A 20,839-nucleotide genomic window follows, 5' to 3' on the forward strand; every position below is an offset into this window, starting at 1 on the left:
TCAATCGAGTGCTTTTTTATTGCATGAAGATTTGAAGATGAGGTCATCCCTGCTCTTCCTCAGCAGGTTGCATCGATTCAATCATGTCATGCTTATTGAATTTTTTATATTCAGGCTTAGCCTCATAATCCTTCCAGGCTTCTTTCATCTTGTCTTCGGAAATCTCATCAAGATTAATTGCCTCTCCTGGCGTCGGAGTCGCATCAAACTTTAATACCGTCATCTCTGTGCTCCTATATACAACTTTTTCCTTTGCCTTCAACATAGCACTTTCCAGCAGAGTTGCAAGGGCAAAATCACAACAAATAACCCAGTTTAATTGTTCTTTTCAAGCGTTCTCATCTAAAATGTAGCCGCATATCGTTTTGATCATTTTTTCCTGATTTAAGTCTTGGAGCTTTTCTCTTATGTCATACCGCACCTTATCCCAGTTTTTACAACAACAAAGCGGGAACCTCACCCCTGAGCTTGCACAAGTAATTGAAACAATTGGGAATACATGTAAGCGTATTGACCAGCTTCTGCAAAAAGGTGCTTTAGCAGGTATATTGGGAAGCGCCCAGCTTGAAAACGTTCAAGGCGAAGAGCAAAAGAAACTGGATGTCATTTCCAATGATTATCTGATTGATGCTTTGCAACAGCACCCGCATGTCGGCGGTCTGGCCTCGGAAGAACTGGATACCTTTACGCCTGCACAAGAAAATGGTCAATACCTGGTCTTGTTCGATCCACTCGATGGTTCAAGCAATATCGACATCAATATGTGTGTAGGTACTATTTTCTCGGTTCTGCCTGCAAAAAATGCTGTAACTCAGGCGGAAGATTTCATGCAGGCTGGTGTACATCAGGTTGCAGCAGGTTATGTACTCTACGGTCCTTCCACCATGATGGCGCTGACTGTGGGTACCGGTACCGTATTCTTTACTTTTGATCCGGAAAACCAAGAGTTTTTACTGACTTCTGAAAATATTCAGGTTGCAGCCGATACCCAAGAATATGCAATCAATGCTTCAAATCAGCGTCACTGGGAAAAACCGGTACAACGTTATATTGATGAACTGCTCGCGGGCAAAACTGGCCCACGTGAAAAAGACTTTAATATGCGCTGGGTGGCCTGTATGGTAGGTGATATTCACCGTATTCTGTGCCGCAGCGGGATTTTCATGTACCCATACGACCTGAAAGATCCTAAAAAAGCCGGCCGTCTGCGTTTAATGTACGAAGCCAATCCAATGAGCATGCTGATGGAACAGGCAGGCGGTACATCAACAACAGGCCGTATACGCATTCTCGAAATCGAACCCACAGATTTGCATCAGCGCGTGCCTGTGATTATCGGTTCAAAAAACGAAGTTGAGCTTGTCACCAGCTACCATCATTAATTTTTAAACGGCAGTTGATGATCTGATCGACTGCCGTGGACTTTTCCCTATGCCAACCATCTTCCTTGAATCCAAAGACAATCCTAAAATTAAACACCTGCGTGGTTTAATTGAGCAGAATTCTTATCGTAAAAAACAAGGGCAAACCGTGCTTGAAGGCACGCACCTGTGTCTTGCATGGTTACATGAAAATAAAAAAATCAACTCCATTTTCACAACTGAACACGCCTTGGAGCATCCTGATTTCGATACGATTTTAAAAAAATACTCAGGCGTGGTATTCGTGATTGGTGAATCACTCTATAAAGATTTAAGTACCTTAGGTACTTCTCTGGCTTGTCTGGCGATTGTAGATATTCCAAGCTCAAGTCAGACCTTGGACTACACGGCAGACACCCTGATTCTGGAAAATGTGCAGGACCCGGGCAATGTCGGCACCCTGTTACGTTCTGCTGCCGCGGCCGGTATTGATCAGGTAATTTGCACCAAAGGTTCAGCCTCACTCTGGTCACCACGTGTACTACGTGCAGGTATGGGCGCGCATTTTTCTTTGCAAACTTTTGAAAATATTGCCCTGGAAGAGGTACTGCAAAACTTCAAGATTCCAGTGTATGTCACCAGCTCACATCGTTCTAGCAACCTGTATAGCAAGGATCTGCGTAAAGCCTGTGTCTGGATTCTAGGCAATGAAGGCCAAGGGGTATCAGATTATGCCCTGCAACATGCAGAAGCCGTGGCTATTCCGCAACCGGGTGGACAGGAATCCTTGAATGTTGCGATTGCCGGGTCAATCTGCTTCTTTGAAATGGTCCGTCAACGTATCTAGATGAGTATTTAGGTTACATTGTTTTAATTCCAACCCGTGTATTTGTAAAATAGATTACACTACAAAAATAATAAGTTTTATTGTCAACCAAATCATTAGTCCCAGCGTTATATATATAAAGTTGGGAATAATGGTGGGTGTCCAATGACAGGGTTTTCCATCTCTATGGATTTAGCACCAAAACCGTTACAGTCACAAGAGGCAAGTATTCTAAAGAGTACCGCTGAGTCTCGCTTAAAGAATTTCATGCAGGATGTGACTGGTCGCGCTTTGGTCATGATGGAAAGTGCAACTCAGGATCAGCATGGCATTGCCATGGATCTGGTTCAGGAAGCCTTTATTGCCTTGCATAAATCCTATGCTGAAAAAAGCACTGAAGAATGGTATCCCCTGTTTTATACGATCCTTAACAACAAGTTGCAGGATTGGCGCCGGAAAGAAGCGCGTCGGCGCCAGCCATTTTCCTTTTTTAAAAAAGTCAGCCTCGATGACGATGAGATTGAATTCGATCATTTGGTAGATGAATCAACACCATCCCCACTCGAGTTTTTGGATCAGGCGGTTACTGCTGAAGAAATTCAGGAGGCCATTGCCAAGTTACCGTTACGTCAACAACAGGCATTTATGCTTAGAGCTTGGGAAGGCTTTGATACTCATACCACGGCACAAATTATGAACTGCAGTGAAGGAAGTGTAAAAACTCATTATCACCGCGCTATTCAAGGACTGCGTGCCTCTTTAGCACATTTAAATCCATATCTGGGAGGGTCATCCGAATGAAAGAAGATGATTTCTTAAAGCAAGTAACTTCCAAACTTGATGGACTGGCACAACACCATAAAGACAAACCAGTGGTGATGCACCATGTTCTTGAAGAAATTCAGGAATCTAAACATTCACGTTTTGCATTTCTAAAAATGTCTGGTTTCGCTCTGGCAGCCGCAATTGCAGGTGTAATCGTTTTACCGAATATTGCTACCCAGCATGAGCCACAAACCCAAACTGTTTCAGTACCCAAACTCTCTCCACAAATGCTGGAAGATTTAGAAATGCTAATGGTTTTAGGTGAGGACAAGGTTCTCCATGGCAGCTAAAAGATTAGCGATTGCGTTCTGCGCATTTAGCTTTTTACAAACCAGTTTTGCAGGGGTTGAACGTTTCTGGATTTTTTCCAAGGACGCGCATACTCAGGTCAATGATACCTGGGAAGATCTGTCTGATTCTGAACAACTGGCCTTGATTAAACGCTATCAGGCCTTGAAGGAAATTCCGGAACAGCAACAAATTAATTTGCAGCAACGTCTAGACTGGTTTACTCAGCTTCCTGAGACTGAAAAACAGAAAATGCGTGAAACCTGGCAAATGATGAGCAGCCAGGAACGTAAAGAGTTAGGTTTACGGATGCAAAAGGCGAAACCTGAAGAACGTCTGGCCATTCGTGAAGAATATATTCAAAAATATCAGCAATTGACTCAGCCCAGCTCTCACTGAAACCTAAAGAATATTAAAAGCCTCCCAATGGAGGCTTTTAATATATCAGAAGGTTGTGATTATTTTTTCCAGCGGCGATAGCCAACTAAACCAACCAAGCCAAGCAGCCCGAAAATACCGAAAGAGCCGCCACCACTAGAAGTATTATTGGTGTTCTTCAGCGTATTGCGTAGTAAAATCTCTGCATCAGCAGACATCAGCCCATCGGCATCAAATATATTATATATAATCGTATAGTCTGCCTGACTTAAACTATTTTTCACTTTAAAAGTCAGTTGGCCGCCATAGCATCTCTCACCTTGATAATCACCTGGGCAAGGACCTTCACGTTCAGCACTGACACTTACTCCTGCCGGCATTTTAATCCGGATAGGAATTTCTAGCGCGTCGTTATTCCGATAAAAAGCCGGTTTGCCATTAATCGCAGGTCCATCCCCATCATCACTGTCATTTTCCAAAGGATTAACAGTTACGCTGAGATACTTATCAGGGCTAATGGCATAGACATCACTCTTGATAATGGGCTGAATATTGGCAAAAGTAACCTTTAAAATTCCCGAGCTACTCGCTCCTGTCTTCTTATCTTTCAAGGTGTATTTACAGAACTCCATATCATTAGCATCAGTTACTTTCCCATCAGTACGATACATGATGATCCGTTGAAGATCCGGCTTCCATTCACACTTTAAATTCGGATCTTCTGGATGACCTGTTACCGTAAGTGAATCCCCCTCACCTGTTAATCCACCTACGCCCAAAGACTTCACTTCAACATCATAGTTTTGCGCATTAAGCGCTTTAATGATAATTTCTTTGGCTTCCAAGTTTTCCTGTGGCATCGCCAGCTTAAAAGGGTCAATATAAATAGCGCGATATTTTTGGTGCTGCTTGGTATATTTGAGCAGCTCTTCAAACTCTCTTAACTCTTCTTTTAAACCTGGAAGCTCTTCTGGCAAAGTATCCTTGTGATTCAGAATAGATTGAAGATCATCAATATTTTTTTGGTAAGAATTCAATAGCTCTGTTAACGATACATTTTTAAGTCCGACTATATCTGCTGCAGTAAAACGCCGCATTTCAATCGAGCCAATGTCACAGGTATTTCTTGCAGCTGGATTGAAAAGCAAAGTGGCATCAACGACACGCTCAATCCCGCGCTGATCGTTTTCAATACAATTCTTGTCTCCAATATCAACCAGATCTGTATCAGTTTGATTATCAACTGGATAATACATACCTAGATAACGGTTATTGATCGAGGGCTCTATAAAGGGTGTCAACAGCTTTTCAAGCGTTGTATTGGATACATCAATATTGGTTGAGACCTTTTCTTTCTCCAGCTCTGGCAATACACACCTTGATTCCCCAGCTTGCTCTATTGCATTGAAATCGCTCGTGAAAGAAATTTTTGGTGCTGGGGGAGGACTTCCTGCATTCAATGCATATTCACAAGATAAACCTTTATTAAATGCCAAAACATTGTGTTTAAGCGTTTTTACTCCCAAGTCATCATAATATAAAACTGATTTTGCTACGTTTTCTACAATTGTATTATTAGAAGCATTGAGCACTGAGCTACTGGTTAAAGGCCGGCTTAAATGATGGGCCATACGCAGAATGTAGCCTTGGGCACTGGCAGTATTTTGGGCAATGGTTGAATTTTGGATATTTACTTTAGCTGCGCCACAAAAATCTAGAATACTCGCTGTATGACTGGAACCATTTTGAATCAGACTGCTTCGGATAATATCCACCACCGTTTGGGTACTGCCTAAATTTCCACTGCAATCCATGGCCAAGATGCTGCCATACGTATTTGCCACATTGTTGCGAATTAAAGAATCTACTATCTGGATATTTTTTTCATTATTCAAGGCAGTCGCATAAATTGCTCCTCCTTCTGCCTCTGCTTTAGACCCTACAATTTCACTATTAATCACGCCTAAAGGCCCCGCGACATAAAATGTGCCCCCATTGCCCTGATCATAAGAATTTTTCGTCGCATAACCATCCTTTAATATAAGGTTCTGGATATTTAAGCTCACCTGACTTTCTAAGGTGTTAAATAGTCGGGTCTTACTTTGACCAGAAATGGTGGTTTTCAGCGCTTCACGGGTAGGATATAAAAAAGTGATCGGGCTTTTTGTATTATAGCTATAGGGGGATTTACCATAGATCTTCACTGCTGACTCTACAATCAGTTCACGGTCTAGCTTATATTCACCCGCCTCAAGCTGAATGACATCAGCCGCACTCCCATCCAGTCGGAGTGTACGTCCAACATTACACCCCCCATAAGACTTATCCAGCTTTGCAGTTTTAATCGCTTCACGTAAAGAGCAAGCTTTAGAATTTTCCCCATCTTCATCTAACAGTGTGGTGACATAAATAGTTTTATCTTCAGCTGCCATCAAACTCATGGCAGATAAAATCATGACTGCCAGCAATCCTTTTTTATAATTTTTCATGATTGTTCCTTAATCTTTCAGAGAACGTTGTAATCCTATCAACCCCAACAAAGCAATTAGCCCACCAAAACCCCACGCGCCTCCAGAAGTTTTAACTGACTTGTCTTGCATTTCATTTTTAGGCTCTTGCACAATCTGTGTACTCAAAACCAGATAAGGCTTGGATTTATTAAAGCGTGTAGAAGACGTCACCACCTGAATTTCAAAAATATCTGCGCCATGCCAACCAGAGTCCGGGGTATAAGTTACATTCCCTTCCAGATCAATGGTGGTTTTACCTTTTGATTCTGTTTTGGTTTGTACAATTCTCAAACATCCATCTTGCCAGCTTTGTCCTGATGGAGGTGGGCCTACCAAAGTGCTGCATTGTTCTTTAGGCAAGAGGTCACTATCGCCAAGATAGGGCTGTATTGAAAATTTGGCCACCTCACCTTTCAGCAAATCCTGGCCGACCAGACTCATAGAGGTTGGAACAATCACTTCAATGGCACCGCGGTCACAAAACTGGTTATCTATCAAACGGTTATTATTCCGCTGGTCAGCTTCTGCACAGCCAATCACTTCACTATCTATCTTATTCGAAGGCAGGCCTTTATTTACGATAGGCGAGTCTTCTACCACCGCATGACTCAACAAAATACGCGGCCGTATATACCCTAAGAACTGGTCTTTTGGTATGCTATAAGGGCATAAAATTGCTGTTGTATTTTCTCTGAAATTTTGACAAACGCCTTCACTCTGATTCGTTTTTTCTGCAAATAGATGAGTTCCAGTCCAGATCTGGTTTGGATAACGGGCTTCTCCGGCTCCACAACTCCCTACTAGATTATTTTGAACAGTTGTTTTATCTGTAGCGGTAATCTGACAATCCTGTGCACCATTTTTCAAGATAATACTATTGGCTACATAAGCTTTAGCATGCGGCGCTTCCAAACGTAAGGCTGTATCTGCATTATCAACAATGGTCAGGTTATTTAGTCCCATTCCATCCACTACATTAATCAGCACTCCGCTGTTTTTAAGTAGCGTACTGCTGCTCATTTCTGCATTTTTTCGCTCAATAGTTTCAAGATCAGCGACCTGACCAGCTGTATAAATATTGGCACTACTCAGATTTGAGGTTTGATTGTCTCTTAGTACACTTTGCGTGATAAAGAAAAATGGCAACTTTGTATAAAGAATGCCCCCTTGTTGTGCTTTGTTATTCTCAATCAGGCTATTTTTGATAATTACACTGCTCATCAGATTGTCACCAAACTGACCAGCACTATAAATTGCGCCTCCTTTTATAGCCGCGCCTTTAAACAAACGGCTGTGCTCCAAGCTTAATCTACCTTGGTTATAGATCAAGCCCCCTTCCTCAGCACAACTGGCCGCTCCACAGCCTTCTAGGTCTAGCTCTTTTAAAGTAGCAGTAATCCAATTTTCATTGTTAGCAATCCGAAACAGGTTATCTGTACCTTTCATCTGAATACGGGCATTTTCCCTGCCCCGCACCTGCTCGGTAGAGCTCCAGTTTCCATCATTTTCAGCAACAGATCGAATGACCAGGGATTTTTTAACCGGAATGTGCTTATTCAGGACATAGGTGTTGTTTGCTTTTAATAAAATGGTGGTTGTAGAGTTCTCTCCTCCACATCCCAGGTAGCCTTCTTTGCCTGCCTCTCGGTTAATATATTCAATGGCTTCTCGAAGGGAACATTCCTTGTCGTCTTTTTCAATATCTTCTGTAGTGGTTACAACAATATCTGCACCATATGCCTGCCCTGCTATACATAGCAAAGCCACGCCTATGCCCCTCTTGAGCATAACCTTCTCCTTAGTTTTTTATTTATTTGTTTTTTTTCTAGAGTTGCATAATCCGTGCAACAGCGAATAATTTTGCCTTACTTTGGCATAGACTGAGTAATTACTCAAGATTTTTTATAACTTATCGATATTCGTCAATTAATGCATAAATCTGTCTTAAATTGGCATGACTTACCTTTAACTTTTCTCCTTTTAATAGCTGGATAATCTGCTCCAGGGTCTGTAATAATACCGAGGTTTGATGAGATCCGTAGTTAAGTAAATAATCAAAAATTTGTGGATCGAGATGTATCCCGCGACGATCCAGAACCGAAGAGACCAGCGCATAACGGTCAGCATACAGACTACCATTGGGTACTCGAACACTGACCGCCTGGGTCAGACGAGACTGTAGGTCTGGTAGTTCCAGTTTTAATTCAATAGGCGCGAAACGCGATGAAAACACCAGCTGACCGCCCCCTTCATTATTATAATTAATCAAATGAAAAACGGCGCGTTGCCAATGCGGTACGCCACTGATGGCTTCAATATCATCCAGCGCAATCAGATCAAAACGGTCCAGAGAGGTAATGGCTTCAGTGGGTGCATCTAGCAGCTCTAATAAAGAAACTTGAATGGCCGACTTACCGATCTCCAGATAAGAATCACAAATCGCAGACAGTAAATGGCTTTTACCTGTACCTGCCCCACCATATACATAAAAACGGTTAATTAATCCAGCATGTAACTGTCGAATGGCATCAATGACATGCCCCCAGCCCGGACCCGAAAAATCACTGATTCGGGCATCGAGTTGAGGTTCTATATCTAACTGCAATTGACGCATATAATATTAATGGCCTTATGAGTCTTTATTAAAAGAGGCATCCATCTTACTGGATTTTTCATCAGCCTGCAGTGATTTTGCTTCTGGCTTTTTCATTTCAATATCAACGTCTACGTCTGCAGTCTCAACACTGATCGACCCTGTCGAAGCATCTCTGATCACCCGGGTTTTATAACCATAAAAATCCGTATGCTCATAATACTCCCGTATATGTCGCAATAACACTACAATTACAGCAGCAACCGGCAAGGCGATCAGCATCCCTAGAAAACCGGCCAGTTGCGCACCTGCCAATACCGCAAACACCACAGCAACTGGCGATAAACCAATTTTATCCCCGAGCAAGAAAGGCTGTAGCACATACCCCTCTACGGCCTGCCCCACCATAAACACCACACCGACCAAAACCAGCTGCCACCAGTCAATCCCAAACTGCAAGAAGGTCGCGACCACCGCTGCAATGATCCCGACAGCAAAACCCAGATAAGGAATAATACTGGCCAGACCTGCCACCATGCCAATAATCAGGCCCACTTCAAGTCCAATTAGTTGCAAACCGACTGCATAAACAATTCCTAATAAAACCATGACCAGGAACTGTCCTTTGACAAAAGCCCCCAAAACATTATGGCACTCAGATACGATCTTCAAGGTACTTTTTTCATAAGGACGTGGGATCAAGCGGCGCAAGCTTTCCAGCATACGGTCCCAATCCAGCAAGAAATAGAAGGCAATAATAGGAATCAGAACAATCATCCCGCCAATCTGTAAAAAGTTAATCCCGGATTGGGCCAAACGCAGTACAAAGGCCTGGATACTATCTGCACTATAATGGGTCTGTACATAGTCCATGACCACAGTGGAAATCTGGTTCGTATCGACTTCCATTTCAACCATATTAAAGGTATTCGACAACCAGGGTAAAAAGCTTGAATTGATCCATCCAATTATCGCCGGGATGTTGTCACGTGCATACATCAGCTGCTGCCAGATTAATGGAATCAGATACCAAATGGCCAGGGTCACCAGGATACCAATTCCAATAAACACGATACTGATTGAAAGCCAGCGCGGTAGTCCGGCGTCATGAAACTTATCGACCAGCGGACTTAACAGATAGGCTATCAAAAATGCCGCAACAAATGGAATAACAACAGGTTTAAGTAAATACAACATCCACAGCAATAAAGCTATCGCAGCTAGGATAAACACGCGACGCAATGTGCGATCTATCATAAATTTTGACCTTTTCTCTATTAATCATTATAAAAAGTAAAATATTTCCACAAAGATAGCATTTTAAGCCACAAATACCATAAGAGTTTTGCATATTCGGGTTATAATCCCTGCCGCGAATGCGGAGACTTCATTATGAGCAACTCAACTTCTACCCCAAACACTGGTTTAAGCTACAAAGATGCAGGTGTCGATATTGAAGCGGGCGACGCGTTAGTCGACCGAATCAAAACTGTCGCAAAGCGTACTTCCCGTCCTGAAGTGATGGGCGGTCTAGGCGGCTTTGGTGCACTTTGTAAAATCCCTAAAGGTTATGAAGAACCTGTTCTCGTATCTGGCACAGATGGTGTTGGTACAAAATTACGTTTAGCCCTGAACTTGAACCGTCATGACACGATTGGTCAAGATCTGGTGGCCATGTGTGTAAACGATCTTCTGGTATGTGGCGCAGAGCCACTGTTTTTCCTTGATTATTATGCCACTGGCCAGTTGAATGTCGATGTTGCTGCCAATGTCGTCACTGGTATCGGTAAAGGCTGTGAACTTGCCGGCTGTGCATTGGTAGGCGGTGAAACTGCTGAAATGCCAGGCATGTATGAAGGTGAAGATTACGATCTTGCAGGTTTCTGTGTGGGTGTGGTTGAGCAAAGCAAAATTATTGATGGCTCAAAAGTAAAAGCGGGTGATGTATTGATTGGTGTGGCTTCTTCAGGCGCCCATTCAAATGGTTACTCTCTGCTTCGTAAAATTCTTGACGTAAAAAATGTTGATCTGAATCAAATCGTAGATGGCCGTCCACTTGCCGATGTGGCAATGGAACCGACCCGTATCTATGTAAAATCTATTCTTGAACTGTTAAAACACGTTGATGTGCATGCAATGGCACACATTACCGGTGGTGGTTTACCAGGTAACCTGCCACGCGTATTGCCAAATGGTGCACAAGCGGTAGTGAATGAATCGTCATGGGAATGGCCAGAGCTGTTCAAACTGTTACAACGCGAAGGTGGTGTAGAACAGTTTGAAATGTACCGCACATTCAACTGTGGTGTTGGTATGGTACTGGTTGTTGATGCAGCTGCTGCAGATCAAACCATAGAGCTTCTAAATAGCTTCGGCGAAAAAGCATGGGCAATGGGTCATATTGTCGAAAATGCTGAGTCTGTTGCAGACGCTGACGAAAAAATTCGTGTAATTTTCGCTTAAGCCCTAGATGATTAAAATCGCTGTTCTTGTTTCAGGCAATGGATCAAACCTGCAAGCCCTGATTGATGCAGATCTGTCAGGGAAAATTGTCGGGGTACTTTCCAACAAACCTGAAGCATATGCCTTAACGCGTGCACAACAAGCAAAAATTGCAACTGCGGTGATTGAACACCAGCAGTATCCAAGCCGTGAAGCATTTGATGATGTTATGCATCAGCAGCTTCTGGACTGGGAGGCGGACCTGATCGTACTTGCAGGCTTTATGCGAATTTTAAGTAAAAAATTTGTAAAAGCCTGGGAAGGGAAAATGCTGAACATTCACCCTTCTCTCTTACCGTATTACAAAGGTATGCATACGCATCAACGTGTATTAAATACCGGAGACGTATTGCATGGCTGTACTGTGCATTATGTGACTGCCGAGCTAGATGCCGGTCAGGCACTGGCTCAAGGTGTACTTAAAGTCAGTCATCAGGACACTGCAACAACCTTGGCAGAGCGAGTTCATAAGCTGGAACATCTGATCTACCCACAAGTGGTGGAATGGATCTGTAGCGGAACCCTTCAGCCTGCTGATACTGGGGTCTATTACCAGGGTAAATTGATGCATGAACCGGTTCAATTCTGCAAGTTTTAAAATTTCAAATAAATAAAAAACGCCTTTTCGAAGGCGTTTTTTATTTATTCTGTTAGAAAAACCAGCTGATAAATTATTCCAGCTTATCCCTGGAGGAGCTGTCTGACTTTCTCTGCGACTTTTAAAGGCTGCTCCAGAGGAAACATATGTCCGCCGGGGAATATCTCAAAGGGAATACCGAATTTTTTCTCAATCTGTTGAGGGAATCGACGCTCGAGAAAAGGGCCTTTTTCAGCCACCAGCACTTTCCCCGGAACTTGAGGTTTAGACTGAGGCAGCCACCAAAGTGATGGATTGGTCCTGAAGATCTCGACTTCATCCATCTTCGGAATAGTCAGCTCTACACCGCCCCGCACTGGATCAGTGCTAAGACCATGATCAATATATGCCTGAAAACAGTCTGCATCAAAATCTCGATAAAAACCTTTGGGACGAAGTAGCTCAGCCGCCTGTTCACGCGAGTCCCAATGATCACGACGGCGTTTGGATAAACCAGCCGGTGACATTTGATCCAGCGCCTTTAAACGCAGTATTTTTGCAGCATGTAATGCCAATACTTCTTTCCCCATCATCAAGGGTGGATCCAGCATAATCACTTGAGAAAACAGTTCCGGACGTGTTAAGGCTGCCTGAAAACTCAATACTGCACCCAAAGAATGGCCTAAACCGATCACTGGCCTGCCATGTGCCTGACGTACAATACTATCAGTCACTTGCTGAGTCAGGCCCCGCCAGTGATTGTCTACCGGATAACGTTTATCTGGACCTAGAGCATGAACATAAATAATATCGAAGTCCGGTTGCAGTGCATCGAACAGCTTTTGATAGACTTTGGAGGGCACGCCATTGGCGTGCGCAAAATGGATTAAAGGCTTCATTGCAGCGATGTATGATTCTCTGACTGGAGTTTCTGGGGAACCGAAGTGGCAATTCCTTCACCGATTGATGATCCCATACGGCCAAGCACTGACTCAAATGGGCTATATTCGATGGTATAGTTCAAGGCTTTATCTGTTTTCAATTCACGTTTTAATGTGTTCAGACTACCAACACGATCTGCAATACCGAGTTTTACTGCCTGCTCACCTGTCCAGAATAAACCGGAGAATATGGCAGGATCAGTTGATTTCAGCTTGTCGCCCCGGCCTTGTTTTACCGCCTGAATAAAATGACCATGTACATTATCCAGCACACCCTGTACATGTGCTTTTTGTTCAGGATCTACCGGCTGAGTCATGGAGAGCAAGGCTTTATTTTCGCCAGAGGTCATGGTGCGGTCTTCAACTCCTATTTTCTGTAACAGGCCATTTAAGCCATAATTTGGCATAATCACGCCAATTGAACCCACCAGACTGGATGGATTCACAATGATTTCATCGGCTGCCGAAGCAATATAATACGCACCAGATGCACCGGTATCTCCAATCACTGCATACAGTTTTTTCTCCGGATGCTGCTTTTTCAGATACTGGATTTCCTGCCAGATTTCATCTGATTGCACCGGTGAACCGCCTGGCGAGTTAATATTCAGCACCACTGCCTTACTCTGTTTATTTTCATAGGCTTTTTTAAGTGATTTAATCGTATTGTTGCTATTTACACTCTGTTTGTCAGCAGCAATCGTACCCACAATGTCGACCACTGCAAGATGCACACCTGCGCCTGAGCCGGCCTCAGAAGAAGCTACACTACAACTTTTACCGAGTGCTAAAATAATAATCAGCAGATAAGCAAAAGTTAAAAATTTGAAAAAAATTCCCCAGCGACGGGCACGGCGCTGTTCTTCTACAGAAGCTAAAACTGCTTTCTCCAGCAGCTTCCATTCCGGACCAGTGGGTTGCACTGGCTGTGATGACTGTTGTATTTGGTTTTCAGGTTTTGGTGGCCAATCGGACATAAACAACCCAATAAATTGATTTATCTTGAACCCATTATATACACTGAATAAGGTAATTCTGTCTAAACAAAACGTTTTCGCCTATAATAAATTTTATTTTCTTTCATTTTACCTATTAACACTCAATGACTGAACGAAGCTCGCAGAATATTGCTTATAGTGTATTAAAGTTTGTTAGCCGTCAGCCGATTCAATTTTCACGTTGGATTGCGCAGGCTCTGGCTGGTTTGGTCAATATTTTAAAAATTTCAAAAACTTCCAATACTATTCGATTAAATCTGGAAGTCAGCCTGCCTGAGCTTTCCAAGGAGCAACGGGAACAAATTACCCGCGCAGCCATCCGTAATGAACTGATGTCTTATTTTGAGTTCTTTAGTATTTGGGGTTCCAGTAACGAAAAAAACCTGTCCCGCATCCATCAGGTTCATGGTCAAGACATCTTTCAGCAGGCTTTAGCTGAAAATAAGGGACTTGTGTTAATTGTGCCGCATTTTGGGACTTGGGAAATTATGAATGCCTATTTTGCCCAGTATACCCAAATGACCATCATGTATAAGCCAGTTAAAAATCCAGCTGTTGATCGTTTTGTACATCTGGCACGTAGCCGTGAAAAAGCCCATCTGGTTCCGACCAATGACTCCGGTGTCCGTCAAATCTTTAAGGCACTTAGACAAGGAGGGACGACTGTTATTCTGCCGGATCATACCCCAAGTATAGGGGGGGAATATCTGCCTTATTTTGGTATCCCGCTCGCTACCAGCAATTTAAGTGCCAAACTTATTCAAAAAACCAAAGCCGAAGCCTTGTTTTTATACGCTTTACGTAATGACAATGGCGGCTTCGATATGCATATCGAAGCGATAGACGAGCAGATCTATGAAAATGATGCAAATTATGGAACACAGGTCATTTTTAAAACTCTTGAAAACCTGATACGGCGCTATCCTGAGCATTATCACTGGAGTTATAAACGCTTCAAGGCCAATCCAGAATTACGCGGATTGTATACCATGGAGCATCAACAAGCCTTGGCCAAAGTCCAGCAGATCAGAACAGCAGCTCAACAACAAAATAAACTTATTGCACCTATTTAGATTTGGGTTTAATTCCGCTTAAGCCAGGAAAATTTGTCACGGTAGGTGCGTAATAACATATTCTGCCCCTGTTTTGAAAATTCAATTGTGCCTTTTTCAATAGTGGTAATCAGAGGAATCTCCAGGGCGTCCAATCGAGCTTGAGTCATACCACTGGGATGCCCATAACGATTAAAACGCCCCGCAGAAGCAATCGCAAGTTTAGGCTGGTAATGTTTCAGAAATTCATAGGCGGAACTATGCTTGCTTCCATGATGCCCCAACACAAGCACATCCACTTTGAGCGCCGGATAATGCTGCAGCAGATAGAATTCTGTTTGCCATCCCGCATCACCCATGAGCAAAAAATTCTGATACGGTGCCCCAGCCTGTATTTCGATATGTAATACGCATGAATTTTCATTTTTATTTATAGCAGTTTGTGAAAGATGCTGAATTGGAGGAGATAGAACAGTGAACTTAACTTGCTGTCTCCATTGCCATTGCATACCTGCATGACAATACTGAAATGGGACAGACTGATCACCCTTAAGGGTCTCGTTGGCATAAATTTCTTTGACTTTAAGCTGATTTTTAATACTGTAATACGCTCCGCTATGATCCTGGTCCAGATGGGTCAATATCAGTTGATCAAGCTGAGCTACGCCTTGCACCGATAAAAAAGGCATAATAATTTGCCGGCCCACACTAAATTTTTCTTCATCATAATATCCGCCCATATCCACCATCATGCTGTGCTGACCATTCCGGATGAAAATCGCCTGCCCTTGCCCCACATCAAGTATCGATAATTGAAAAGGTGCAGCGTAAAACTGTGGAATGCAAAGCGGTACACAACTTAAGGCAGCCCAGGATTTGGGTAACACACCTCTTGGCATAAAGACAATCAGAAGGGCCAATATCATCAGGCCGATCATCCAGATATTCATGGCGAATGGAATGAGCTGCGGCTTGAACCAGTAATCCAGTACATTCAAAAAGGCCAGCAGTATTTGCAAGAGAAGATCATTCAGTTGAAATAGCACGCTTGAAAATGGCTCTGCAATAAAAAACATTACTGCAGCTAAAATATCCAGAGGAACAATCAACAGGCCAATCCACGGAATGGCGACGAGATTACTAAAGGGAGTAATCCAGGCAAGCTGCTTAAAGAACAGCATCATTAAAGGGAATAAGGCTAGAAAAATCTTCCATTGGGACTCCACCAGCACTTTGCCTGCCAGAGACAGGCGCTGCCAGGTACTGGGCTGGAGTTCACGCGGTTGTTGCTGAATCGTCTGGTAAATCCTGAGCAAGACAAAACAGGCGCCATAAGACAGCCAAAACGCGGCCGATAAAATACTGAAAGGGTCAAATAAGAGTAATAAGGCCGCACTTAAAATCAGCAGTTTTAAAGCTTGGACTTGCTGTCTCAAGATCATCGTGATGATTCCAAGTACACAGATCAGCATGGTTCGCATTGCGGGCACTTCAAAGCCCACAAAGGCACAATAAAGTAAAACACAGAGCAGGAAAGGCACACTTAGAAAATACTGACGCGGCCAACGCAAATAAAGCAGAGGGGAATATCTTGACACCATCCACTGCAAAGCTGAACAGCACATCAAGGCAAAAATCAGCACATGCGGGCCAGAGATAGCCAATAGGTGACTCATCCCAAAACGCCGGAACTGCTCTTGTGTGGCGGGTTCCAGTAAACTTTCATCGCCCGTTAACAAGGCCAGTAACAAGCCTTTATTTTGCACAGGCTGTCTAAGGATAAATGCTCTTAATTGCAGTCGCTGCCTTTCCACCCATAGTAAAAAGCGCGAATGGAATGTTCTTTGTTCTCGAAGATGCCTGCCATAGCCCAGTGCATACACAGCAGCAGGATCGAGTTGCTGAATATTCTGGATTCGAAAACCAGCCATCACATTCTGCTCTAAAGCCCACTTTTCTGCATCAAAAGCTCCCGGTGTTGCATAACTGTGGGTTGGTCGAACTTCTCCCTGCAACAGATAATAACGCCCCAACTCAAGCGTAGAGCCATGAGTGTTCTGAGTATCCACAGCTTTCTTTAGAGAAGATGGCGCTAAAAACCCCATCCATTTTATAGCGTCGCCTTGCGTTATCAGTACTTCTAAAGGCTGCTGAATCGAGCTGCTTCCCAGCTTATTCAGGTTTTTGATATAGACCACAACTTTTTTCTGCTGAACTTTATGCTCAACATTCAGGAGGCGCTGACTAAGCTGCTGATTGGCATAGCCCTGCCCCAACATCATGCCGATGATACTCATCAGGCACACGATAACAAAGCGTCGTAGCGGTGTATTCAAAAGCGGGTTAAATATAGAGCAGCTTAGGTAGCAAAATGCCGCAATCAGCATAATGAGTGAAGTACTCAGCTGAATATTCAGAATATTTCTTCCCATAAAGGCCAGACCTGCAATCCAGCCCACACACAGCCACTGCAACATAAATTATTCTATCTTGTTATTATTTTCAGGCCATCATAAAGCCCACCGGAGTGGGCTTCAATTAAAGAAGATTTTTCTTGTAATTTAGCTCTCCAGCCACAGACCATCCTGCATATGTAAAATTCGGTCTGCTGCATGTGCCAGCTGTTCATCATGGGTAACAATCAGCATCGCCATATTAAATTCACAACGCAGCTCTGTCAGCAGTTCAAATATTTTTTCCGCTGTTTTACGATCTAGGTTGCCAGTCGGTTCATCGGCCATCAACAGCTTGGGTTTAGTCACCACAGCCCGTGCCAATGCTACACGCTGGCGCTCCCCGCCTGACAGCTCACCAGGCTGATGCGTAAGGCGATGAGACAGTCCGACACGTTCCAGCAGATATTCAGCCTGCTGTTTGGCTTCCTTAAAGCTGGTTCCTTTGCGTAGCATCAAGGGCATGGCCACATTTTCCAATGCAGTAAACTCTGGAAGAAGATGATGAAACTGGTAAACAAAGCCCAGATGTTCATTTCGCATATAGCCACGCTCTGCCTCGGACAGATTATCAAAGCGGCGACCATTGACCATCACCTGCCCGGCAGTCGGGCGATCAAGCCCGCCCAGCACATGCAATAAGGTGCTTTTACCGGAACCACTTGAGCCAACAATTGACACAAATTCACCAGCTTGGACCTGCAATGAAATTCCCTTAATTACTTCAACAGTCGATTTTCCATCTGTAAAAGACTTCTGAATACTCTGGGCATCTAAAATCAGATTACTCATAGCGCAATGCCTCTGCCGGTTGAATTTTCGCTGCTCGCAAAGCCGGATAAATGGTAGCAACAAAGCTTAGCGCCAGTGACAGACCGACAATTACAATCACATCTTGCCAGCGCAAATAAGAAGGTAAATAGTTAATAAAGTAAGCATCAAACATATTTAAACCGAATGCAGTATTTAACCAGCCAATAAAACTGCTGATACTGGTCGCACTAATAATGCCCAGAATTGCCCCAGCACACGTACCAATGACTCCAATCACGGTACCTTGCACCATAAAGATTTTGGTAATTGTGGCAGGTGAAGCACCTAAGGTCCGCAAAATCGCAATGTCTGATTTCTTGTCAGTCACCACCATGACCAGCGATGACACAATATTAAAAGCTGCCACCAGAACGATCAGAAAGAGAAGCAAACTGACCATGGCTTTTTCCATCTGGATCGCGCTGAATAGATTGCCGTGGGTATAGGTCCAGTCAGAGGCATAGAAATTAGCTGGCAAATCACGTGCAATTTCCTGCGATACTTGCGGAGCAACGAAAATATCATCCAGCTTCATGCGTATCCCCTGCGCGCCATCTGGCAAACGCAGTAAGGTCGAGGCATCATTCAGGGCGATATAGCCCATCATCGAATCTACTTCGGCACCAATACTAAAAAGGCCGACCACCTTGAAACGCTTAAAGCGTGGCACCACTCCTGCCGGTGAAGGCGTGGCTTCAGGTAAAACCAGGGTAATGTTGTCATTCAGGCCAACCCCCATGGCATCGGCCATCTGCTTACCTAAAACAATCCCGAATTCACCCTTTTTCAGCTGATCAATACTGCCCTCAACCATATGGTTTTGAATGATCGAAACCTTCTTTTCATATTCTGGTTCAATCCCGGTCACCATAATTCCGGCAACCTGTCCCTGAGCGGTCAGCATGCCTTGTAACTGGGTAAATGGTGCTACCCCCTGGACATGCTCATGCTGTTCAATTTTGTTTGCAAGTTCAGGCCAATTTGTTAAGATTTGTGTTGAAGAAACAGTTGCTTGAGGTATCATTCCCAAGACACGGTTTTTTAGCTCGCGATCAAAACCATTCATCACAGATAACACTGTAATGAGGACGGCTACACCGAGTGTGAGACCGATCATTGAGACCAGTGCAATAAAAGAAATAAAGTGGTTACTACGCCGTGCGCGAGTATATTTCAACCCTATATACAGCGAGATTGGTTTGAACATACCATCTAGTCCGAGGTAATAAATTATGGAAAATGTCCAGCATCCAAGCGGATTCGCGGAAAGACGCGTCATGTCTCGAATCGATGCTGCCTTACGAATCAATTATCAGATTATTTCCGATGATGTTGCCTTAAATGACCCTTATGACTCTAATTTTGTCTTGCCTCGCTATTTTCTACTACTTGCCGAGTTAGATCAATTTGATCATGCTGTTAACTACGAATTAGAACAATTGTCTGAAAAAGATCAACAAATTTCTCGAATCTTATCCTTATTTAATCAAAAATTAAACCTTATTACTGGCTCTTTATACGATGCCATTGTACAAAGCCTGTTGCCTATACCGGAACAGGTCAACTTTTCGGAGACCGGCTTTAGCTTCTTTAGCAACCATCTGATCAATGAAGGCACTTATCTGCATGTGACCTTAAGCCATCCTGAGAACTTCTTCCATATCGCGGCAACTGCACAGGTGGCCTATAGCCGTGAAGAAGAAAATGGCAGATACCGGACGGGAGCTTATTTTATTACCTTACATCCGCAGGATCGCGTCAAACTCGGTGAGTCGGTCAAAAGCAACTTCAGCCAGTAAAATGTAAGTCTCAAAAGTCTTCAGGAAGGCGAGCAGAATAACTTGCCTTAATCGCTTTAGAAAAATAAACCAGTAAACCTAACAGTAAAATAACCACGCCTACCAGCGCCATAAACGACAATTTTTCATCATTCAATATCACCCCAATAAACAGGGCAAACATCGGGGTGACCACTGTGGTTAAAGAGAGTGTGGTTGCCTTAATTTTTTGTACCAGTTTAAAGTAGCAGAACATAGCGACCAGTGAGGCCATAATCACCGTATAACTGAGCCCGATAAGGGATTTGGCCTGGGGGATTTCGGTTGGTACAAATTGCCAGATAAAAGGCAACATAGCAGCAGCCAGTAGTGCCGAAACTGCAATTGAACCGGCCGCCTGCGTCATTGGCTCAAGTGGTGCATTGATCTGCTTCACCCAGAACATGGAAGCACAATAAACAACCACACTGAGCAACATTAGCCCAATACCCACAGGCTGAATATGCTGGTCTTTACCACCAATACAAATAATACCAAGTCCCAACAGGGCAATCGCCATACCTAACCACTGTGAAGGATAAAGCTTGAGCTGAAACACAAAACGACCAATCAGGCCGGCAATAATCGGAGACAGCCCGAACATCAGTGCGATAATCCCAGAGCTTAAATAGCCCGTCGCCAGATAGGTAAAAATCTGTGAGCCAATAAAGCTGCATGCCCCGGCCAGATAACTATGCAGGGAAATCCGGTCTAAAGAAAATCGGCTTTTAAATATCCACAGCAGTACAAAAGCAAACGGCAAGGCCAAGAAAAAGCGCAAGGCCAACGCCCAAAGTGGATGCAAGTCTGTGACACTCCAGACAATTGCCAGCGGTGTTGTTGCCCAGATAAAAACCAATAAGGCATAGGTCACAATCATATTGGTTTGTATAGGCATGGAATAA

20 protein-coding genes are annotated in these 20,839 nt (G+C 43.6%); 9 read left to right on the plus strand and 11 right to left on the minus strand.

What is annotated here, in order from left to right; all coding sequences use genetic code 11:
- Positions 1–43: 43 nt before the first annotated feature.
- Positions 44–223, minus strand: a complete 180-nt coding sequence (locus NI467_RS04720) for an NF038105 family protein (RefSeq protein WP_151203547.1) — start codon at positions 221–223, stop codon at positions 44–46.
- A gap of 184 nt (positions 224–407) precedes the next feature.
- On the opposite strand from NI467_RS04720, the gene NI467_RS04725 reads away from it, so the two are divergent.
- The 5 genes from NI467_RS04725 (at position 408) to NI467_RS04745 (ending at position 3,699) form a co-directional block, all read left to right on the plus strand.
- Positions 408–1,382: a class 1 fructose-bisphosphatase gene (locus NI467_RS04725; RefSeq protein ID WP_253151254.1), complete on the plus strand. Its 975-nt coding sequence runs from the start codon at positions 408–410 to the stop codon at positions 1,380–1,382.
- A gap of 49 nt (positions 1,383–1,431) precedes the next feature.
- Positions 1,432–2,208: an RNA methyltransferase gene (locus tag NI467_RS04730; protein ID WP_151203539.1), complete on the plus strand. Its 777-nt coding sequence runs from the start codon at positions 1,432–1,434 to the stop codon at positions 2,206–2,208.
- Between the two features lie 165 nt (positions 2,209–2,373).
- The gene (locus NI467_RS04735; RefSeq protein ID WP_151203537.1) at positions 2,374–2,988 is read left to right on the plus strand and encodes an RNA polymerase sigma factor; all 615 of its coding nucleotides are present in this window, start codon (positions 2,374–2,376) and stop codon (positions 2,986–2,988) included.
- Positions 2,985–3,302 carry a hypothetical protein gene (locus NI467_RS04740; RefSeq protein ID WP_253151256.1) on the plus strand — a complete coding sequence of 106 codons (318 nt, stop codon included), beginning with the start codon at positions 2,985–2,987 and terminating at the stop codon, positions 3,300–3,302. Before NI467_RS04735 ends, NI467_RS04740 begins: the two co-directional genes overlap by 4 nt.
- A complete protein-coding gene (locus NI467_RS04745; RefSeq protein WP_151203533.1) occupies positions 3,292–3,699 on the plus strand; it encodes a DUF3106 domain-containing protein in 408 nt (135 codons plus the stop codon). The genes NI467_RS04740 and NI467_RS04745 overlap by 11 nt, the downstream gene beginning before the upstream one ends.
- A gap of 59 nt (positions 3,700–3,758) precedes the next feature.
- Here the strand turns inward: NI467_RS04745 and NI467_RS04750 are convergent, their stop codons facing one another.
- The 4 genes from NI467_RS04750 to cxpE form a co-directional block, all read right to left on the minus strand.
- Positions 3,759–6,167 carry a CSLREA domain-containing protein gene (locus tag NI467_RS04750; protein ID WP_253151258.1) on the minus strand — a complete coding sequence of 803 codons (2,409 nt, stop codon included), beginning with the start codon at positions 6,165–6,167 and terminating at the stop codon, positions 3,759–3,761.
- A gap of 9 nt (positions 6,168–6,176) precedes the next feature.
- Entirely contained in the window at positions 6,177–7,976 is a 1,800-nt protein-coding gene (rbtA, locus tag NI467_RS04755) for a rhombotarget A (RefSeq protein WP_253151259.1), read from the minus strand.
- Positions 7,977–8,097: 121 nt separating this feature from the next.
- A complete protein-coding gene (hda, locus tag NI467_RS04760; RefSeq protein WP_151205901.1) occupies positions 8,098–8,802 on the minus strand; it encodes a DnaA regulatory inactivator Hda in 705 nt (234 codons plus the stop codon).
- Positions 8,803–8,817: 15 nt separating this feature from the next.
- Positions 8,818–10,038 (minus strand): chloramphenicol efflux transporter CxpE, encoded by a 1,221-nt coding sequence (gene cxpE, locus NI467_RS04765; protein ID WP_151203525.1) that lies wholly within the window; start codon positions 10,036–10,038, stop codon positions 8,818–8,820.
- 135 nt (positions 10,039–10,173) lie between these two features.
- On the opposite strand from cxpE, the gene purM reads away from it, so the two are divergent.
- Together purM and purN are read left to right on the plus strand one after the other, a co-directional pair.
- On the plus strand, positions 10,174–11,244 hold the full coding sequence (gene purM, locus NI467_RS04770; protein WP_253151261.1) for a phosphoribosylformylglycinamidine cyclo-ligase: 1,071 nt from the start codon (positions 10,174–10,176) through the stop codon (positions 11,242–11,244).
- Positions 11,245–11,251: 7 nt separating this feature from the next.
- Positions 11,252–11,881, plus strand: coding sequence for a phosphoribosylglycinamide formyltransferase (gene purN / locus NI467_RS04775; protein ID WP_151203521.1), 630 nt, complete (start codon positions 11,252–11,254; stop codon positions 11,879–11,881).
- Between the two features lie 83 nt (positions 11,882–11,964).
- On the opposite strand, the gene NI467_RS04780 is transcribed toward purN, so the two are convergent.
- The gene (locus NI467_RS04780) at positions 11,965–12,759 is read right to left on the minus strand and encodes an alpha/beta fold hydrolase (protein WP_253151263.1); all 795 of its coding nucleotides are present in this window, start codon (positions 12,757–12,759) and stop codon (positions 11,965–11,967) included.
- Positions 12,756–13,778, minus strand: a complete 1,023-nt coding sequence (sppA, locus tag NI467_RS04785; protein ID WP_253151264.1) for a signal peptide peptidase SppA — start codon at positions 13,776–13,778, stop codon at positions 12,756–12,758. The genes NI467_RS04780 and sppA overlap by 4 nt, the downstream gene beginning before the upstream one ends.
- 125 nt (positions 13,779–13,903) lie before the next feature.
- On the opposite strand from sppA, the gene NI467_RS04790 reads away from it, so the two are divergent.
- A complete protein-coding gene (locus NI467_RS04790; RefSeq protein WP_253151266.1) occupies positions 13,904–14,872 on the plus strand; it encodes a lysophospholipid acyltransferase family protein in 969 nt (322 codons plus the stop codon).
- Between the two features lie 8 nt (positions 14,873–14,880).
- Here the strand turns inward: NI467_RS04790 and NI467_RS04795 are convergent, their stop codons facing one another.
- The 3 genes from NI467_RS04795 to NI467_RS04805 form a co-directional block, all read right to left on the minus strand.
- The gene (locus NI467_RS04795) at positions 14,881–17,328 is read right to left on the minus strand and encodes a DNA internalization-related competence protein ComEC/Rec2 (RefSeq protein WP_253151268.1); all 2,448 of its coding nucleotides are present in this window, start codon (positions 17,326–17,328) and stop codon (positions 14,881–14,883) included.
- Between the two features lie 84 nt (positions 17,329–17,412).
- Entirely contained in the window at positions 17,413–18,096 is a 684-nt protein-coding gene (gene lolD, locus NI467_RS04800; protein WP_253151270.1) for a lipoprotein-releasing ABC transporter ATP-binding protein LolD, read from the minus strand.
- Positions 18,089–19,324 carry a lipoprotein-releasing ABC transporter permease subunit gene (locus NI467_RS04805; RefSeq protein WP_253151272.1) on the minus strand — a complete coding sequence of 412 codons (1,236 nt, stop codon included), beginning with the start codon at positions 19,322–19,324 and terminating at the stop codon, positions 18,089–18,091. The genes lolD and NI467_RS04805 overlap by 8 nt, the downstream gene beginning before the upstream one ends.
- A gap of 25 nt (positions 19,325–19,349) precedes the next feature.
- Here NI467_RS04805 and NI467_RS04810 point away from each other — a divergent pair, with 25 nt between their 5' ends.
- Positions 19,350–19,916 carry a PilZ domain-containing protein gene (locus NI467_RS04810; protein ID WP_253151275.1) on the plus strand — a complete coding sequence of 189 codons (567 nt, stop codon included), beginning with the start codon at positions 19,350–19,352 and terminating at the stop codon, positions 19,914–19,916.
- 10 nt (positions 19,917–19,926) lie between these two features.
- On the opposite strand, the gene NI467_RS04815 is transcribed toward NI467_RS04810, so the two are convergent.
- A complete protein-coding gene (locus NI467_RS04815; protein ID WP_253151276.1) occupies positions 19,927–20,832 on the minus strand; it encodes a DMT family transporter in 906 nt (301 codons plus the stop codon).
- Between the last annotated feature and the right edge of the window lie 7 nt (positions 20,833–20,839).

Source organism: Acinetobacter sp. S4397-1 (genome assembly GCF_024129285.1).
GTDB classification, from domain to species: domain Bacteria; phylum Pseudomonadota; class Gammaproteobacteria; order Pseudomonadales; family Moraxellaceae; genus Acinetobacter; species Acinetobacter lwoffii_C.

What these genes read in the sequence shown, in the direction of transcription:
- NI467_RS04720 (WP_151203547.1), bottom strand. Translation starts at nt 223, where the DNA reads ATGACGGTATTAAAGTTTGATGCGACTCCGACGCCAGGAGAGGCAATT.
- NI467_RS04725 (WP_253151254.1), top strand. Translation starts at nt 408, where the DNA reads ATGTCATACCGCACCTTATCCCAGTTTTTACAACAACAAAGCGGGAAC.
- NI467_RS04730 (WP_151203539.1), top strand. Translation starts at nt 1,432, where the DNA reads ATGCCAACCATCTTCCTTGAATCCAAAGACAATCCTAAAATTAAACAC.
- NI467_RS04735 (WP_151203537.1), top strand. Translation starts at nt 2,374, where the DNA reads ATGGATTTAGCACCAAAACCGTTACAGTCACAAGAGGCAAGTATTCTA.
- NI467_RS04740 (WP_253151256.1), top strand. Translation starts at nt 2,985, where the DNA reads ATGAAAGAAGATGATTTCTTAAAGCAAGTAACTTCCAAACTTGATGGA.
- NI467_RS04745 (WP_151203533.1), top strand. Translation starts at nt 3,292, where the DNA reads ATGGCAGCTAAAAGATTAGCGATTGCGTTCTGCGCATTTAGCTTTTTA.
- NI467_RS04750 (WP_253151258.1), bottom strand. Translation starts at nt 6,167, where the DNA reads ATGAAAAATTATAAAAAAGGATTGCTGGCAGTCATGATTTTATCTGCC.
- rbtA (WP_253151259.1), bottom strand. Translation starts at nt 7,976, where the DNA reads ATGCTCAAGAGGGGCATAGGCGTGGCTTTGCTATGTATAGCAGGGCAG.
- hda (WP_151205901.1), bottom strand. Translation starts at nt 8,802, where the DNA reads ATGCGTCAATTGCAGTTAGATATAGAACCTCAACTCGATGCCCGAATC.
- cxpE (WP_151203525.1), bottom strand. Translation starts at nt 10,038, where the DNA reads ATGATAGATCGCACATTGCGTCGCGTGTTTATCCTAGCTGCGATAGCT.
- purM (WP_253151261.1), top strand. Translation starts at nt 10,174, where the DNA reads ATGAGCAACTCAACTTCTACCCCAAACACTGGTTTAAGCTACAAAGAT.
- purN (WP_151203521.1), top strand. Translation starts at nt 11,252, where the DNA reads ATGATTAAAATCGCTGTTCTTGTTTCAGGCAATGGATCAAACCTGCAA.
- NI467_RS04780 (WP_253151263.1), bottom strand. Translation starts at nt 12,759, where the DNA reads ATGAAGCCTTTAATCCATTTTGCGCACGCCAATGGCGTGCCCTCCAAA.
- sppA (WP_253151264.1), bottom strand. Translation starts at nt 13,778, where the DNA reads ATGTCCGATTGGCCACCAAAACCTGAAAACCAAATACAACAGTCATCA.
- NI467_RS04790 (WP_253151266.1), top strand. Translation starts at nt 13,904, where the DNA reads ATGACTGAACGAAGCTCGCAGAATATTGCTTATAGTGTATTAAAGTTT.
- NI467_RS04795 (WP_253151268.1), bottom strand. Translation starts at nt 17,328, where the DNA reads ATGTTGCAGTGGCTGTGTGTGGGCTGGATTGCAGGTCTGGCCTTTATG.
- lolD (WP_253151270.1), bottom strand. Translation starts at nt 18,096, where the DNA reads ATGAGTAATCTGATTTTAGATGCCCAGAGTATTCAGAAGTCTTTTACA.
- NI467_RS04805 (WP_253151272.1), bottom strand. Translation starts at nt 19,324, where the DNA reads ATGTTCAAACCAATCTCGCTGTATATAGGGTTGAAATATACTCGCGCA.
- NI467_RS04810 (WP_253151275.1), top strand. Translation starts at nt 19,350, where the DNA reads ATGGAAAATGTCCAGCATCCAAGCGGATTCGCGGAAAGACGCGTCATG.
- NI467_RS04815 (WP_253151276.1), bottom strand. Translation starts at nt 20,832, where the DNA reads ATGCCTATACAAACCAATATGATTGTGACCTATGCCTTATTGGTTTTT.